This window comes from Halobellus sp. GM3 (assembly GCF_052545375.1).
Genome location: NZ_JBQWLT010000006.1, coordinates 139,054 through 153,237, shown reverse-complemented (window position 1 = coordinate 153,237; position 14,184 = coordinate 139,054). Strand labels below are relative to the sequence as shown.

Annotated in this window: 14 protein-coding genes and 1 tRNA gene; 8 read left to right on the top strand and 7 right to left on the bottom strand. The window is 67.3% G+C overall.

Annotated features, from left to right (window positions below; translation table 11 throughout):
* Complete coding sequence (locus ACT3HL_RS11225; protein ID WP_445086923.1) at positions 1-1,062, bottom strand: ATP-binding protein; 1,062 nt, start codon at positions 1,060-1,062, stop codon at positions 1-3.
* A gap of 368 nt (positions 1,063-1,430) precedes the next feature.
* Here ACT3HL_RS11225 and ACT3HL_RS11220 point away from each other — a divergent pair, with 368 nt between their 5' ends.
* A complete protein-coding gene (locus tag ACT3HL_RS11220; protein ID WP_445086922.1) occupies positions 1,431-2,441 on the top strand; it encodes a nucleoside recognition protein in 1,011 nt (336 codons plus the stop codon).
* A gap of 26 nt (positions 2,442-2,467) precedes the next feature.
* Here the strand turns inward: ACT3HL_RS11220 and ACT3HL_RS11215 are convergent, their stop codons facing one another.
* Together ACT3HL_RS11215 and ACT3HL_RS11210 are read right to left on the bottom strand one after the other, a co-directional pair.
* A complete protein-coding gene (locus ACT3HL_RS11215; RefSeq protein WP_445086921.1) occupies positions 2,468-2,887 on the bottom strand; it encodes an RNA-binding domain-containing protein in 420 nt (139 codons plus the stop codon).
* Positions 2,884-3,522 (bottom strand): AAA family ATPase, encoded by a 639-nt coding sequence (locus ACT3HL_RS11210; protein WP_445086920.1) that lies wholly within the window; start codon positions 3,520-3,522, stop codon positions 2,884-2,886. The genes ACT3HL_RS11215 and ACT3HL_RS11210 overlap by 4 nt, the downstream gene beginning before the upstream one ends.
* A 147-nt stretch (positions 3,523-3,669) precedes the next feature.
* Here ACT3HL_RS11210 and ACT3HL_RS11205 point away from each other — a divergent pair.
* Positions 3,670-3,743, top strand: a tRNA-Arg gene (locus tag ACT3HL_RS11205).
* Positions 3,744-4,025: 282 nt separating this feature from the next.
* On the top strand, positions 4,026-4,940 hold the full coding sequence (gene mdh / locus ACT3HL_RS11200; protein ID WP_445086919.1) for a malate dehydrogenase: 915 nt from the start codon (positions 4,026-4,028) through the stop codon (positions 4,938-4,940).
* A 58-nt stretch (positions 4,941-4,998) separates the two neighbouring features.
* Here mdh and ACT3HL_RS11195 read toward each other — a convergent pair whose 3' ends face one another.
* The 3 genes from ACT3HL_RS11195 to ACT3HL_RS11185 all read right to left on the bottom strand — a co-directional run bounded on the left by ACT3HL_RS11195 (position 4,999) and on the right by ACT3HL_RS11185 (position 7,447).
* A complete protein-coding gene (locus ACT3HL_RS11195; protein WP_445086918.1) occupies positions 4,999-6,267 on the bottom strand; it encodes a hypothetical protein in 1,269 nt (422 codons plus the stop codon).
* Positions 6,268-6,330: 63 nt separating this feature from the next.
* Positions 6,331-6,729: a CBS domain-containing protein gene (locus tag ACT3HL_RS11190; RefSeq protein WP_445086917.1), complete on the bottom strand. Its 399-nt coding sequence runs from the start codon at positions 6,727-6,729 to the stop codon at positions 6,331-6,333.
* 109 nt (positions 6,730-6,838) lie between these two features.
* Positions 6,839-7,447: an undecaprenyl diphosphate synthase family protein gene (locus ACT3HL_RS11185; RefSeq protein ID WP_445086916.1), complete on the bottom strand. Its 609-nt coding sequence runs from the start codon at positions 7,445-7,447 to the stop codon at positions 6,839-6,841.
* 186 nt (positions 7,448-7,633) lie between these two features.
* Here ACT3HL_RS11185 and ACT3HL_RS11180 point away from each other — a divergent pair, with 186 nt between their 5' ends.
* Entirely contained in the window at positions 7,634-8,938 is a 1,305-nt protein-coding gene (locus tag ACT3HL_RS11180; RefSeq protein WP_445086915.1) for a DUF92 domain-containing protein, read from the top strand.
* Positions 8,939-8,963: 25 nt separating this feature from the next.
* Positions 8,964-9,578, top strand: a complete 615-nt coding sequence (locus ACT3HL_RS11175) for a GNAT family N-acetyltransferase (protein WP_445086914.1) — start codon at positions 8,964-8,966, stop codon at positions 9,576-9,578.
* Between the two features lie 25 nt (positions 9,579-9,603).
* Here ACT3HL_RS11175 and dnaG read toward each other — a convergent pair whose 3' ends face one another.
* On the bottom strand, positions 9,604-11,262 hold the full coding sequence (gene dnaG / locus ACT3HL_RS11170; RefSeq protein WP_445086913.1) for a DNA primase DnaG: 1,659 nt from the start codon (positions 11,260-11,262) through the stop codon (positions 9,604-9,606).
* A 294-nt stretch (positions 11,263-11,556) separates the two neighbouring features.
* On the opposite strand from dnaG, the gene ACT3HL_RS11165 reads away from it, so the two are divergent.
* The 3 genes from ACT3HL_RS11165 (at position 11,557) to ACT3HL_RS11155 (ending at position 14,180) form a co-directional block, all read left to right on the top strand.
* The gene (locus ACT3HL_RS11165) at positions 11,557-11,790 is read left to right on the top strand and encodes a DUF3311 domain-containing protein (protein WP_445086912.1); all 234 of its coding nucleotides are present in this window, start codon (positions 11,557-11,559) and stop codon (positions 11,788-11,790) included.
* Positions 11,783-13,285 (top strand): sodium:solute symporter family transporter, encoded by a 1,503-nt coding sequence (locus ACT3HL_RS11160; RefSeq protein WP_445086911.1) that lies wholly within the window; start codon positions 11,783-11,785, stop codon positions 13,283-13,285. Before ACT3HL_RS11165 ends, ACT3HL_RS11160 begins: the two co-directional genes overlap by 8 nt.
* An 85-nt stretch (positions 13,286-13,370) precedes the next feature.
* Complete coding sequence (locus ACT3HL_RS11155) at positions 13,371-14,180, top strand: YqcI/YcgG family protein (protein ID WP_445086910.1); 810 nt, start codon at positions 13,371-13,373, stop codon at positions 14,178-14,180.
* The last annotated feature ends 4 nt before the right edge of the window (positions 14,181-14,184 follow it).

The window sequence follows — 14,184 nt, the reverse complement described above, 5'->3', positions numbered from 1 at the left end:
TCAGTTGCAAGCGCTACTATACGTCCCGGCGCCCTCCTCTGGCGGCAGGTAAAAATACACCGTGTTTCCGCCTGAGTCGTTTCTCTTGAACGTGAGCTCGCCGCCGAGCGATTCGATACACCACTTCATTACGAACAGCCCGACGCCGGATCCGTGAGACGTGGTTGTCACGTTGCTGCGAGTGAATACACTCTCAATTTCAGCGTCAGCAATCGGCGCGTTTCGATCCGTAATGCGAATTTCAACGCGCCCCGTGTTCGGAGACGGGCCGATGGAAACCGTCACAGCAGGCGTTTCCGCTTCGCTATGAACGATTGCGTTCTCTACTGCGTGGGTAAGCGCGTATCTGAACGCGTCATCGACTCTGACCCACATCTGCTCCCGTTCTTCCAGTGATATTTCGGCACTCGGATAGTCCCCCGCAACATCGTTTACCACGTTTTTCACGACGTTCGTGGCGCTCTTCGTAATTCGGAGTGAATCCGTCTGTTCGACCGCGTACTGGATCTGATTAATCGACTCCGTGAGTCTGCTGAGTTCCATCGCATTCGATCGTATCTTTCTCACGGGTTCGACGACGTCCTCCGTTTCGGCCGTTCTCGCGGCGTACTCGCTATAGCCGGTGAGCACGTTCGCCTTGTTTCGCAGATTGTGTCGGAGAATCCGCCAGAACAGTTCCTCACGGTGGCGCGCATTGTAATCCTCCGTGACATCCTGTATCTCCGCTAAGACGTACGTCCGACCGTCAAACGACGTCCCTGTGAGGTGAATCTGAACCCAAATTAAGGTGCCGTCCGCCTGTTTTATTCGCCAACTGAATTGTTGCGGTGTCCCCTCAGCACTCGCTCTCAGGTGGTCAACAAACGCGGTTTCGGACAACGAGTACGTATTTGCCGAGTAGGTCTCTATCGAGAGATCCCGAAGCTCGCGGGTAGTGTATCCTATCAGCGATTCCAAGCGTTCGTTCGCGTCCAAAATCGCTCCCGCCTCTGGATCATACAACGCGGTTCCGATATGCAACGTTTCGTATTCTATCGGTAATTCGACCCCGGAGTAAGACATCGGATAGGATGTTCCGAGATTGGCTATTATTCGCTGCTAAGAGCTCTCTATCCGACTATGTACCGGTACCGGGTCTCACATTGATATGCAGCCTTTCGATATGCTCCCGGAGAGTTGTCTGACAGCCGCGATGTATGAACGTCCGCTCGACGCGCAGGCCCTCCTGTCGACTGATTCACCGAAGTGGATCTGAACTGTCGTTGCGGTTGCACGTGTTCGCGCCGCGATCGCCCAACAGCGTGCGATCGGATGCACAATCGGTTGCAACCGCTACGATAACTCCTATCTGAATCTTCGCGTTCGCTCGCGCTTCTGTGACGCCCGGTCGAACCGACGCCGATTAGTCGCCGCGGCGTCCACGTCCGCCCGTGCAGCCGACGGCACTCTTCGACGCCGTGTGGCCCGTCCTCGTCGAGGTAGCGCCGCGCGTGGTTCGCATATCCGCGCTCGTCGGCGTCGGCGTCTTCCTCGCGAACGTCGCCGTCGGCTTCGGCCTCGTCGAGCGAATCGCCCACCTCTCGAAGTACCTTACTCGACCGGCGAACCTCCCAGACGAGGTGGGGGCCGCGATCGTCACGACCGCGGCGTCGACGACGGCGGGCTACGGGATGCTCGCGGACTTCCGGGAGTCCGGACGGCTCGACGACGTCGAGACGCTCGTCGCGGTCACGATGAACACGTTCTTCGGATTCGTCCAGCACATCTTCACCTTCTACGCGCCGGTGTTGATCCCGATTCTCGGCCTCGAAGTCGGGCTGCTGTACGTCGGCGCGCGCGCCGCTATCGCGTTCGGGATCACTGTCACCGGCGTCCTCGCCGGCGCGGTGTTGCTGCCCCGGGAACCCGCGTCGCCGGCGGCGGAGCCCCGATCGAACCCGACCGACGCGCGCGACGGCGAGGGTCCGGAGAGAGCGCCGGACGGCGGCTCCGCGGGGGCGACCGAGACCGTCCGCACCGCCGCCGAGGAGACGTGGCCGAAACTGCGGCGCATCGTCCCGCGACTCGCCTTCGTCTACGTCCTCGTCACGCTCCTCGTTCGGACGCAGGACCTCCAGTCGTTCACGGGAGCCGCCGACCCGCTGACGGCACTCCTCGGCCTCCCCGGGGCGTCGCTGCCGGTGATCGCGGTATTCGCGTTCGACACCACCGCCGGGGCCGCGACTATCGCGCCGATGATCGGCTCGACGTTCACGCCGCGGACCGCCGTCGCGACCATGCTCCTCGGCGGGATCGTCTCCTTCGCGGTCTCGACGTTCAAGCGCTCGATCCCGTTTCAGTACGGGATCTGGGGCCCGCGGTTCGGCTCGAAAGTGATCGCGGTCAACACGGCACTGAAAATCGTCTTCATCGCCGTCGCGTTGGCTCTGCTGCTCGTTTAGGGGTCGCGTGTTTTCTCACCGCGTACTCAGCGGTCCGCGTCGGGGTCGACCGGCCGTCCCTCCTCGGTCGGCGGCGCGACGTGATCGATGTAGCTCTCGACGTCTGGTTCCCGCACCGTCACGTGCACGTGGATGTCGCCGAGTTCGTCGGGATTGCCGACGGCGAAGTTAACGACGCCCTTGAACGCCGCCTGCTTTTTCAGCGCGAACGAGAAGCCGTCCTCGTCGGCGCGTTTGAAGAACTCGGTCCGGGCGGTATCGAGGATCGCCTGCTCGTGCAGGCGCTCGGAGAAGCGCTCCAGCGAGTGCGTCTCGCCGACGATCTCCCCGGGTTCGCGCTCGAACTCGACGTTCGGAAAGAGGTTCCGGACGGCGTCCTCGACGCGGTCTGTCACCTCGGTGTCACGCACCGGCGCGACGATCCGCGCTTCGACGGTGTAAATCATCGGGCATCACCGGCGTCGACCTCGTCGGCCGGGCCGCCGCCGATCCCCGATGCGTCGGCCACAGTGACGTACCCGTCCTCGGTCAGGCTCCCGACGTCCTCGTCGAGAATCGCCCGAACGCGCTCGCGGAACGCCGAGAGCGTCTCGGTGTTGTCGACGACGACGTCGGCGTCGTCCATCACCTCGCCCATCCCGAACCCGAGCTCGCGCTCCTCGCGGTCGCGGAGTGCCTCGCGGTCGACGTCGGAGTCGTCGCGGTCGCGTTCGAGCAGGCGCCCGGCGCGCGTCTCGAACGGCGCTTCGATGCTCACCAGCAGGAACTCGTCGCCGAACGCCTCGCGGAAGCGGTCGAGTTCGACGTCCGAGCGCAGGCCGTCGACGAGGACGACGTTGTTCGATTCCAGCTCCGACTCGATGAGCGGGAGCGAGCGCTCGGCGATGGCCGCGGGGCCGCCCTCCTCGCGGAGCGTCCGCGCCATCTCGCCGTGGTGTTCGGCGGGATCGAAGCCGCGCTCGCGGCAGGCCTCGCGGATCACGTCGCCCATCGTGACGACCGGAACGCCCTTCTCGCGGGCGACGGCCGCGGCTTCGCCCTTGCCGCTTCCCGGGAGTCCGACGGTGCCGATGACCTTCATCACGCAACGGTTCACGGTACCCGACCTTACGAGTTCCGCTCGGGCGCGTCGAGCGCCCGCGACCGCTCGATCGAGCGTGCGACCGCTCGCCGCCTCCGGCGCCGAACCCGTACGGCTTTTTACCCGCGACCGAGTTGACACCGACGAGGGCGCGTAGCTCAGTCGGACAGAGCGTCGGACTTCTAATCCGATGGTCGCGGGTTCGAATCCCGTCGCGCCCGTGCAGGGAGGAGTGAAGCGACGAGCGAACCGGCACGCGGGATTCGAATCAGGGAGCGGAGCGACCGTGGTTCGAATCTCGTCGCACTCGTGAAATCTCTGATTTCACTCGCGCGACGTACTCCCGATCGCTTCGCTCTCGGGAGTCCCGTCGCGCTCTTTTTGACGGTTGTCGAGCACTCAGAGCCGTGGCGGTCGGGTGTCGCGCCGCCGCCGGATGTGGTGTCTAGACCCGATAACTGCCGAAGCGTTTAATCGAACGCCGACCGACGGTTCAGGCGATTATGGCGAAAGTCAGCATCGTCGGTGCCGCCGGGACAGTCGGCGCCGCCGCCGGATACAACCTCGCGCTCAGGGACGTCGTCGACGAGTTGGTCTTCGTCGACATCCCCGACAAGGAGGACGAGACGGTCGGACAGGCCGCAGACGCGAACCACGGCGTCGCCTACGACTCCAACACCGAGGTCGTCCAGGGGTCCTACGAGGACACGGCGGGATCGGACGTCGTCGTCATCACCGCCGGGATCCCCCGCCAGCCCGGGCAGACGCGAATCGATCTCGCGGGCGACAACGCGCCGATCATGGAAGACATCGGCGCCTCGCTCGCGGCGCACAACGACGAGTTCGTCTCGATCACCACCTCGAACCCGGTCGATCTGCTGAACCGCCACCTGTGTGAGTCGGGCGACCGCGACCGCCGGAAGGTGATCGGTTTCGGCGGCCGCCTCGACTCCGCGCGCTTCCGATACGTGCTCGCCCAGCGCTTCGATACGCCCGTGCAGAACGTCGAGGCGACGATCCTCGGCGAACACGGCGACGCGCAGGTGCCCGTGTTCTCGAAGGTCCGCGTCGACGGCGCGGACCCCGAGTTCACTCCCGACGAGCGCGAGGAGATCCTCGGCGACCTCCAGGCCTCAGCGATGGACGTCATCGAGCGCAAGGGCGCGACCCAGTGGGGGCCGGCGACCGGCGTGGCCCACATGGTCGAGGCCGTCCTCCGGGACACCGGCGAGGTCCTCCCCGGGTCGATCGTCCTCGACGGCGAGTTCGGCTACGAGGACACCGCCTTCGGCGTCCCGGTAAAGCTCGGATCCGGGGGGGTCGAGGCCGTCGTCGAGTGGGACCTCGACGACTACGAGCGCGGACTGATGGACGACGCGGCGGAGAAACTCACAGAGCAGTACGCGAAGATCGCGTAGACTCGAACGGAGGGCCGGAACCTTCCCTGCACCTGATCTTTCGCCGTTCGGACGCACCTCAGTCCGTCACGACGCTCGCGACCGACGGAACCGCGTCCACGACGCCAACCGCAACCCCGTAGCAGGCCAGCGCGTGCGCTCGCGGATAGTTGTCGAGGATCTCGCCGTCGGTGAGGAATCGGTCCCCCTTCGAGAGGTACATCGCTGCCCGACGCAGGAGCCATCTCTCGAAGGGGTCGCCTGCGGCGGCAATCCGATACGCGCCGTCGACGGCCCGCCGTTTCGCGTCGAGCAGTAGCCGCTCCGGGACCGACTGGCGATCGCGCAACCGCTCGACGGCGGCACGGCCGGTCGAAAAGCCCCGGAATTCGACGGCTGCTTCCGCGAGTTGGACCGTTTCGAGCCCCGAGAGTCCGTCTCGACGCGCCCACTCGGCGTCGTCGAGGCTATTTTCTCCCGGATGGAGCGTCAGGAGACGGTTCCACGCGGTGTCACGCGGCGTCTCCTCGTCGGTGTGGCGCTCGTGGTACCACTCGTTGTCGTGGGATGAGCGCTGTGCGCGCTCGCGGTACGTCTCGCGGGCCGCCATGAGTCCGATCGACGCGGGAGCGGACTGCCGAGCACGGAACGTCCGATAGAACTGGCGGGCGTCGCTCAGAAACCGGACGGAGCGCTCGTGGTTTCGGACGGCCCGAGCCAGCGCCTTCTTACGGACGCGGTCGGGCTTCTCTGTGAGCTTTTCGCGGTCGACTTCGGCGTTCTTGCCGGCGATCATCGCCGTGTGGAGCCACGACTCCACGAGGTCGATCCAGACCATCGTCTCCGCGGACGCGTCGCTCTCGTAACTGAGCGTCCCGCGCAGCTCTTCGATGCCCGAGGCCGGGCCAGTCTGCGCCGGACCAGACGGGCCGATAGACACGTCGTCGAGACCGGCGGCGGCAACGCCGAACGTCTCGGCGACGTACCGGACGTGATACCGGGCTTCGCTGACCGTATCGAACGAGGCCGCGTGCGAGCCGTCGAGGAACTCTCGCGCGGACGCGACGCTGCCTTCGTAGCCGAGGAACCGTTCGCCCTCGAAGACGCCAGCCGAGCGCGCGCGTTCGACGATCGGTTCGGCACGCTCGAGGAGGTCGCGGAGGTGCTCGATCGCGACATCCCGGTGTGGCGGGCGCACGACGGCGACGTCTTGGTGTGAGACCCCGTCGGGCACGGGGACAGCCCACGGCCCCGCGGCAGCCACGGCGCCACTGCCAGCGAGCGCGGCAAGGCCCGCAGCGGCGCCACCGCGGAGGAGGGAACGGCGTGAGAGGGAGGGACTAGTCACGCCACGCGCTTCGAAAGTGACGCTAATACGTCTTTTCGTCGGCGCGACAGTCGTTCGGCCCGGCTACGCCTTCGCGGCTTCGAGATGTGAGAGGTACGACGCCAAGTCGGTCGTCGTGACCATTCCGATGACTGCGTCGTCGGCGTCGACGACGGGCACGTGGTGGATGCCGCGCTCCATCATCGTCTCGGCGACCTCGGCGATCGGCACCTGCGCGGTCGTGGTGGCGACCGCATCGGACATGTACGCCGAGACGGGCGTCTGATCTTTCGGCTTCCGCTCGGCGACGATTTTTACGAAGTCCGTCGTCGTCAGGATGCCGACGAGCCGGCCGTCGTCGACGACGACGACCGACCCGATCCCGGCGTCGAGCATCTCTCCGGCGGCGTCCTCGACCAGGGTGTCGGGCGATACCGTGTGGACCGGCGATGACATCACTCGTGCGACGAAAATATCGTCCATACTACCACGGTGTGTGTCAACTACTATTAAGGATTCTGCCGCGGCCGTCGGCGTGCGCGTCGCCGTCGCCGAATGATGACGCTCTGACGACACGCGTAATGCTGTACGCTCACCGACCGAACCGACGCTGTCGGTTCTGGTAGTCGAGGACGGCGCGGAGATAGTCCCGCCGGCGGAAGTCCCGCCAGTTCACGTCGGTGAAGTACAGCTCGGAGTACACCGACTGCCAGATGAGAAAGTCCGAGAGCCGCTCGGCCCCGGTCTTGATCAGCAGATCCGGCTCGTCGTCGAACACGAGCCGTTCCTCGACCCGCTCGGCGTCGACGTCCGCCGGCTCGAGTTCGCCGGCTTCGACGGACTCGGCGATCTGTCGCACGGCCGCCGCGAACTCCCGCTTGCCGCCGAGGCCGATGTTCACCCGAACGGGCGCGTCGGCGCGCTCGGTGTCGCCCGGCCCCCGGACGGCGACGGCCGTCGGCGCCTCGACGTTCCGAAGCTCCCGTTCGAGCGTCGGAACGACCGCCTCATCGAGCACGCTCACCGATATCGTGATCCGCTCGGCCCCGTACTCGAACGCCCAGTCGAGAAACGCCGACAGCGTCTCGTAGGCGCCCTGTTCGAGCAGGTCGCGCTCGGTGATCACGACGGCGACGTGCGACGGCGGATCCGCCTCGTGTAAGCGGTGTCGGAGGGCCAGATAGCGCTCGTACAGTCCCACGCGGTAGTCTGTGTGCCGGGGCGATATAGGCCCCGGGGTTCGCGACCCGCCGCCCGACCCGACGTGTCGCCTCGGAGTCGGGCGCTTCGAGCCGCGGCGGCCATTCGGCCGGCCCGCGAACCCCGCCGAGAGCGTCGAACACAGAATGTCGGGAGGGTTAAGTGCGCGTCGGGGATATCCGGTGGTGTGCAATCGACGCTCCGGCGGGCGAGCGGGTTCGCCCTCGTGGGGACGCTGGCGGTGGCCGCGCCAGTGCTCGGCCGGGCGGCGTTCGTTCCGTTCGCCGCCGTCGCGCTCGTCGCGGCGTTCGGCGTCACCGACGGACCGCTGTTCGAGCTGTTCGCCCGGCCCGCCGACAGGCGGGAGGGCCGGCTGAACGGGCTCATCGGCTTCGCGCTCGCCGCGGCCGGGCTGGCGCTTCTGTCGACCGAAATCGGCCTCCCGGTGGCGCTCTTCGTCGCGGCCGTCTTCGTCCTCGCCTACGGGAACCTCGGCAAGCGGCTCGTCGCCGAGACCACCGACAATCCGTTTCTCGGCGCCGCCGGCTTCGGCGTCGCCGGAAGCGTCGCAGGCGTCGCGGGACAGGCGGCCGTCGCCTCGCTGTCGTCGACAGCGGTTCTCGCACCGCGGTTCGTCTTCCTCGCCGTCGCCGGCACGCTCGTCGCCGCGCTCTTTCGGGAGATGCTCTTCGAGCGCGACGACCCGCTGGTGATGCTCTCGACGGGGCTGCTCTTGTGGCTCTTCGACGCGCTCGCGGTGTCGGTCGGCACCGTCGACGTCGTCGCCGCGCTCGGCGTGACCGTCGCGCTCGGCTACGCCTCGTACGCCCTCGGTGCCGCCTCGGTCGCCGGGATGCTCTCGGGCGTCCTGCTCGGGCTGCTCGTCGTCGTCTTCGGGGGCATCGGGTGGTTCGCCGTGCTCATCAGCTTCTTCGGCATCGGCTCGCTCTCGACGAAGTTCAGATACGACGAGAAGAAGCGCCGCGGGATCGCCGAGGAGAACGAGGGCGCTCGCGGGACCGGGAACGTCCTCGGCAACGCCGCCGTCGCACTCGTCTGCGTGATCCTCTTCGCGGCGAGCCGATCGCTCCCGGTCGACGGCGTCCTCTTTCAGTACGCCTTCGCGGGCTCGATGGCGGCCGCGCTGAGCGACACGCTCTCATCGGAACTCGGCGGCCTCTACGACGACCCGCGGCTCATCACGACGCTCGAGCCCGTCCCGCCCGGCACCGACGGCGGCGTGACTTGGCAGGGAGAGGTGTACGGCCTGCTCGGCGCGGCCGTCGTCGGTGTGGTCGCGTTCGCGCTCCTCGCGGGGGTCTCGCCCGTCGGCGCGGCCGTCGTCGCCGTCGGCGGCTTCGCCGGGATGACCGCCGACAGCGTCTTGGGCGCGACGGTCGAGGGTCCCGGGTTCGGTAACGAAGCCGTCAATCTCGCCGCGACGCTCGTCGGCGCGGTCGTCACCGCGATCGCGGCGCTCGCACTGCTGTGACCGACCAACTGAGCGTGACCGCCCAGTGATCCGACCCGCCCGACGCTCGGACAGATCCGCGCTCTCGGCGCTGCAGTCACGTCTCGACGCCCCATCGCCGGCGCTCCTCGCCGCCGCGACCGGCGGCGCCGCCGATCCAGCCGTCGGGGACGTCTGCCGCTGTCTCGTCTCCGTCGCCGGCGACGACGTGGCTGACAGCGGGAGCGACGGAGACAGCCCACGGGAGCGCCGGTGTCCGACTGACCGCGCCGTCGGCTACGCCCTCTGGGTCGCGAGCGAGGACGCTCACTTGGCGGAGTTGGTGATCCACCCCGGGTATCGCCGGGAGGGTCGCGCACGGGCGCTTCTGCGGGCGCTCTTCGGGCGTCGGGAGGGCGGCACGCGAGTGACGCTCTTCGTCGCCGCCGATAACGACTCGGCGCGATCGCTGTACGAATCTGTCGGCTTCCGTCCTGTCTCTCGACATCCCGACTTCTACGACGCGGGCGACGGCGCCGACCGTCCCGGAGCGGCCGATCGCCCAGACGCCGCCGCGCCGGCGGGGGAGACAGCTGTTCCGACGGAGGAGACGCCCACGTCGTCGACGGACGCGATCGCGTACGCGTACGAGGTCGATTACGGAAATCGCGGTCTCGAGTAGGGAACGTGCGGTCCGCGGCCGCCGCTCAGCTCGCGATCGAGTTCGCCAGTTGATCGGCGGTCAGCAGCCTGACGCCGACCGGCTTCTTGACGAATTCGCCGGTCGAGGTCGCGACGGCGTGATCGACGCCCTGCTGGGCCGCGACGTCGAGGAGCCGCTGGGTGAACTCGTCGTCGACGACGACGGCGTACGGGGCCGGGTCGGCGTCGACGAGCGCTTCGAACGCCTCCTCGGCCGGGCGGTCGGCGACGGCGACGAGCTCCTCGTCGAGGAAGCGGACCGTCCCGGTGTCGCCGTCGATGACCTCCCGGACGTGATCCCGGAGCGAGCGGGGGCGGGACCCGTCCGCCTCGCTCTCCTCGGCCGCGGCGGCACTGTCGCCGCTCGCATCGGCGTGGTCGGCGTCGGGACCGCTGGCGCTGTCTGACGCGGCGGACGCGTGAGCCGGGTCAGCGGTACGTCGACCGGTCGTCTGATCCGTCGTTTCGGCGGTTCGATCCGTTGTCTCGGCGGCCTGCTCCGCTTCGGTGTCTGCCGCCGTTCCGCTGGCGTCGTCGGTCGCCTCCGTTTCGCCGGCGCCGTCGTCGGCCGACTCCGGTCCAGCCGCTTCGTCGTCCCCGTCGACCGCCGACGGATCGGTCGTGCCGTCGGACTCACCGCTCTCGCCGCTTCGGTCCGACGGATCGTACTTCACCGTGTGGTCGGTGTCGATGCCGACATCGGAAACGGGTGCGCGGTCGATCGCGGTCTCGACGTCGAAGCCGTCGGTGGGCGAACCCTGAGCCGCCGACTCAGTCGTCGGCGACCCCTTTCGAGGGTCCGGGCGCTCACCGTCCGTCTCGGCGTCGTCACCGACGATCGAGGGGTGCAGTACGCCCTCGGTCGAGACCGATTCGATCGGAATCTTATCGCGGAGGGCCGCGAACACCTCGTGGCGTTCGAGGTCCTCGACGGAGCGTCCTTCGGGCGCGAACGCGACGTAGTCGACCTCGCCCACCTGCGCGAGTTCGCGGAGGACGAGTTCGCCCCCGCGGTCGCCGTCGAAGAAGGCCGTCGCCGTCCGATCCCGGGTGAGGTCGGCGACGGCGTCGGGGATGTTCGTCCCCTCGACCGCGATGGCGTTTTTCACGCCGTAGCTGAGGAGCGTCAGCACGTCCGCGCGCCCCTCGACGACGATGACGGCGTCGGAGTCCGTGACGCGCGGGCCGGCCGGCAGCCCCTCGTACTCGCTGATGTCCTCGACGCGGACGCTCTCTTTGACCTCGTCGAGGATCTCCGTCGACGACATCACGCTCTCGTCGAACGACTGCGAGAGCAGTTCTTTCGCCCGTTCGACGACCTCGCGGCGCTTGGCCTCGCGAACGTCTTCGATGTCGGTCACCTCGACGGTGGCCCGGCAGGGACCGACGCGAGTGATCGTCTCCAGGGAGGCGGCGAGGATCGCCGTCTTGACCCGATCGAGGCTGCTCGCGATGGTGACCGTCCCGAACGACTGTCCGTTCTGGGAGTCGATTTCGACGTCGATGCGCCCGACTTTCGAGGACTGCTGGAGGTCGCGGAGGTCCAGATCGTCGCCGAGTAGCCCCTCGGTCTGCCCGAAGATGGCTCCGACGACGTCGGATCGCTCCACGATCCCATCGGCGGTGATCGCTGCGTGAATGAGATATTTTTCGGTGTCGTCCATTGGTGAATCCCCCTGAGGGGGTGTGATGGTGATGTGACCGTCATGGGCGATCCCATAACGTGTTTATATATGGGCCGCTCCCGGCAAATAACTATCGTACTTGGGAACGCCGTCTCCCCGCGGGTCCTCCGGTACGTGATCGATATTCTGTCCCGGTGAGCGTGCGAACCTCGACTGACCCCCGCGTTCACCGCTGTCTCCCACGTCTGTGCTTTGAAGAGTATTATTATTCAATTAGCAACACCGAATCGAATAAAGCAATGTTTACATATGACCACGGCAGATATACATTCGATGACGCGACGGAAGACAGATTATCTGTGGATCGGCGTCTTCGCAGTACTCGTAACGTTCGCGATTCCGTGGTTCCTGTGGGGCGACTCGACGACGTGGCTGGGGCTCCCGCTGTGGCTGTGGTGGCACGTCGGATGGATGGTGATCGCGTCGCTCGCGTTCGCACAGTTCACCCGCGGGACGTGGGACCGTGGGATGAGTGTCGATCCGGAGGAGGTGGGCTTCGATGGCTGAAACCGAACTGGTCGTCCAAGTCGGAATCATCGCGGCGTACCTGTTGATCGCGCTCGCGATCGGCGTTTTCGCCTACCGGCTGACGGGGCGTAGCGCGGAGGATTACTACTTGGCGAGCCGCTCGCTCGGGACGTTCGTCCTCCTGTTCACGACGTTCGCGACGCTGCTGTCGGCGTTCACCTTCTTCGGCGGGCCGAACCTCGCGTACGGCTCCGGTCCCGAGTGGATCCTCGTGATGGGGCTGATGGACGGGATCCTCTTTGCGATCCTCTGGTACGCCGTCGGCTACCGACAGTGGCTAATCGGGCGCTTCGAGGGCTACGTCACGCTCGGCGAGATGCTCGGCGACCGGTTCGGCTCGAAGCGCCTCCGCGCGCTGATCGCGGGCATCTCGCTGTTCTGGCTGTTCCCGTACGTGATGCTCCAGCAGATGGGCGCGGGCGAGGCCATCGTCGGCCTCACGGACGGGGCGATCCCCTACTGGGTCGGGGCGGCGGCGATCACCCTGTTTATGATCGTCTACGTCGTCCTCGCCGGGCTTCGCGGCGTCGCGTGGACCGACACGATACAGGGGGTCTTTATGCTCGGGATCGTCTGGGTCGCCGTCGGCTGGGTGCTCTCGAGCGCCGGCGGACTCGGTGCGGTCTCCTCGTCGCTGGCGGGGACGAACCCCGAGTTCCTCGCGCTCGGCGGCGGCGTCTACTCGCCGCAGTGGATGATCGCCCAAGCGGTGACCATCGCCTTCGGCGTCACGATGTTCCCGCAGATCAATCAGCGCTTCTTCGTCGCGAAGGACGCACGCGTTCTGAAGCGGTCGTTCGCGCTGTGGCCGGTGCTCGTGGTCCTGCTGTTCGTGCCGGCGTTCCTCCTCGGCACGTGGGCGGCCGGACTGGGGATCGCGGTCCCCGAGGGCGCGAACGTCATCCCCGTGCTGTTGAACGCGTACACGCCCGCGTGGTTCGCGGCGCTCGTCGTCGCCGGCGCGATGGCCGCGATGATGTCCTCGTCGGACTCGATGCTCCTCTCGGGGTCGTCGTACCTGACGCGCGACCTCTACCGCCCGTTCGTGAACCCCGCGGCCAGCGGGGAGCGCGAGGCGTGGATCGCCCGCCTCGGCGTCGCCGCCTTCGCGGTCGGGACGTTCGTCGTGAGCCTGTTCCGCCCGGGGTCGCTCATCACCGTCGGCAGCACCGCCTTCGGCGGGTACGCACAGCTCGCGCTGCCGGTGATCGTCGCGCTCTACTGGCCGCGGACGACGCGACAGGGGATGATCGCCGGCGTCGCCGGCTCACAGCTGTTCTATCTCGCGCACGTGTTCGTCCCCGCGACGACGATCGGCGGCGTCACCGTCCTGGGTTCGACGTATCTCACGTGGGACGTCGCCCTGTACGGGATGCTCCTCTCGTTGGTGCTCACCGTCGGTGGCTCGCTCCTCACGACCGCCGACACCGACGAGCGCTCGGAGGCGTTCGCGATGACCGCGCGCGCAGACTGACGTCCGAGAGGCGCCGGGCGCGTTCGCGTTCCCGCCCGACGGGAGGGAGCGAAGCGCTCTTGAACGGTCGATTCGATCCCTCGGTATGAACGAACCGGGAGTGCAATCGCTTCTGGACCAAGAGACGCTCGTCGCCCGCGTCGAGGCGGGCGAGGTCCCCCGGTGGGTCCGACGGCACTACGAGACGTTCACCGGCGCGCTCCGCGGCGAGCGCAACGGGACGCCCTTTCCGTGTCACTTCGGCGCGCAGTCCGTCAGAGACGGCGAGCCGCTGTACACCGCCGTGCCGTCGACGACCGACCCCGACGCGCTCTCGGCGTTCGGCGACACGCTACTGGAGTATCTGGACACCTACCCCGACGCCCCCGGTCGGGCGTCGCTCGTGACGTTCTTCAGGCCGCCCGAGCGGGAGTTCACCGAGGCTGACTACCACGAGACGCTGTGGCACCTGCTGCAGTTCCTCCACGTCCACGACCCGGTACCGTGGCCGGCGGACATCCCGACCGATCCCGACGACCCGCACTGGGAGTTCTCCTTCGGCGGCGAGCCGATGTTCCCGACCTGTCGCGCGCCGTTCTACGACGATCGGAAGAGCCGGTACTGCCCGATCGGACTGGAGATCACCTTCCAGCCGCGCGCGCTCTTCGACGGCATCACGCACGACACCGAGGCGGGTCGGCGCGCACGCGAACAGATCCAGGGGCAACTGGAGGCGTACGACGGCGTCTGCCCGCACGCGGACCTCGGCGACTGGGGCGTCGCGGGCGACCGCGAGTGGCCGCAGTACCTCTTCAGAGAGGATCCCGAGCAGTCGCCCGAGGAGTGCCCGATCGAGGTGACGCGCGAGCACCCGAAGGCCGCCTTGCCGCGCTCGGCGCCAACGGCGGACGACTGAGCCG

Excerpts from the sequence above, each read along its gene's own strand:
- ACT3HL_RS11190 (WP_445086917.1), bottom strand. The coding sequence starts at position 6,729 with ATGGACGATATTTTCGTCGCACGAGTGATGTCATCGCCGGTCCACACG.
- ACT3HL_RS11155 (WP_445086910.1), top strand. The coding sequence starts at position 13,371 with ATGAACGAACCGGGAGTGCAATCGCTTCTGGACCAAGAGACGCTCGTC.
- ACT3HL_RS11165 (WP_445086912.1), top strand. The coding sequence starts at position 11,557 with ATGACGCGACGGAAGACAGATTATCTGTGGATCGGCGTCTTCGCAGTA.
- ACT3HL_RS11160 (WP_445086911.1), top strand. The coding sequence starts at position 11,783 with ATGGCTGAAACCGAACTGGTCGTCCAAGTCGGAATCATCGCGGCGTAC.
- mdh (WP_445086919.1), top strand. The coding sequence starts at position 4,026 with ATGGCGAAAGTCAGCATCGTCGGTGCCGCCGGGACAGTCGGCGCCGCC.
- ACT3HL_RS11215 (WP_445086921.1), bottom strand. The coding sequence starts at position 2,887 with ATGATTTACACCGTCGAAGCGCGGATCGTCGCGCCGGTGCGTGACACC.
- dnaG (WP_445086913.1), bottom strand. The coding sequence starts at position 11,262 with ATGGACGACACCGAAAAATATCTCATTCACGCAGCGATCACCGCCGAT.
- ACT3HL_RS11225 (WP_445086923.1), bottom strand. The coding sequence starts at position 1,062 with ATGTCTTACTCCGGGGTCGAATTACCGATAGAATACGAAACGTTGCAT.
- ACT3HL_RS11210 (WP_445086920.1), bottom strand. The coding sequence starts at position 3,522 with ATGAAGGTCATCGGCACCGTCGGACTCCCGGGAAGCGGCAAGGGCGAA.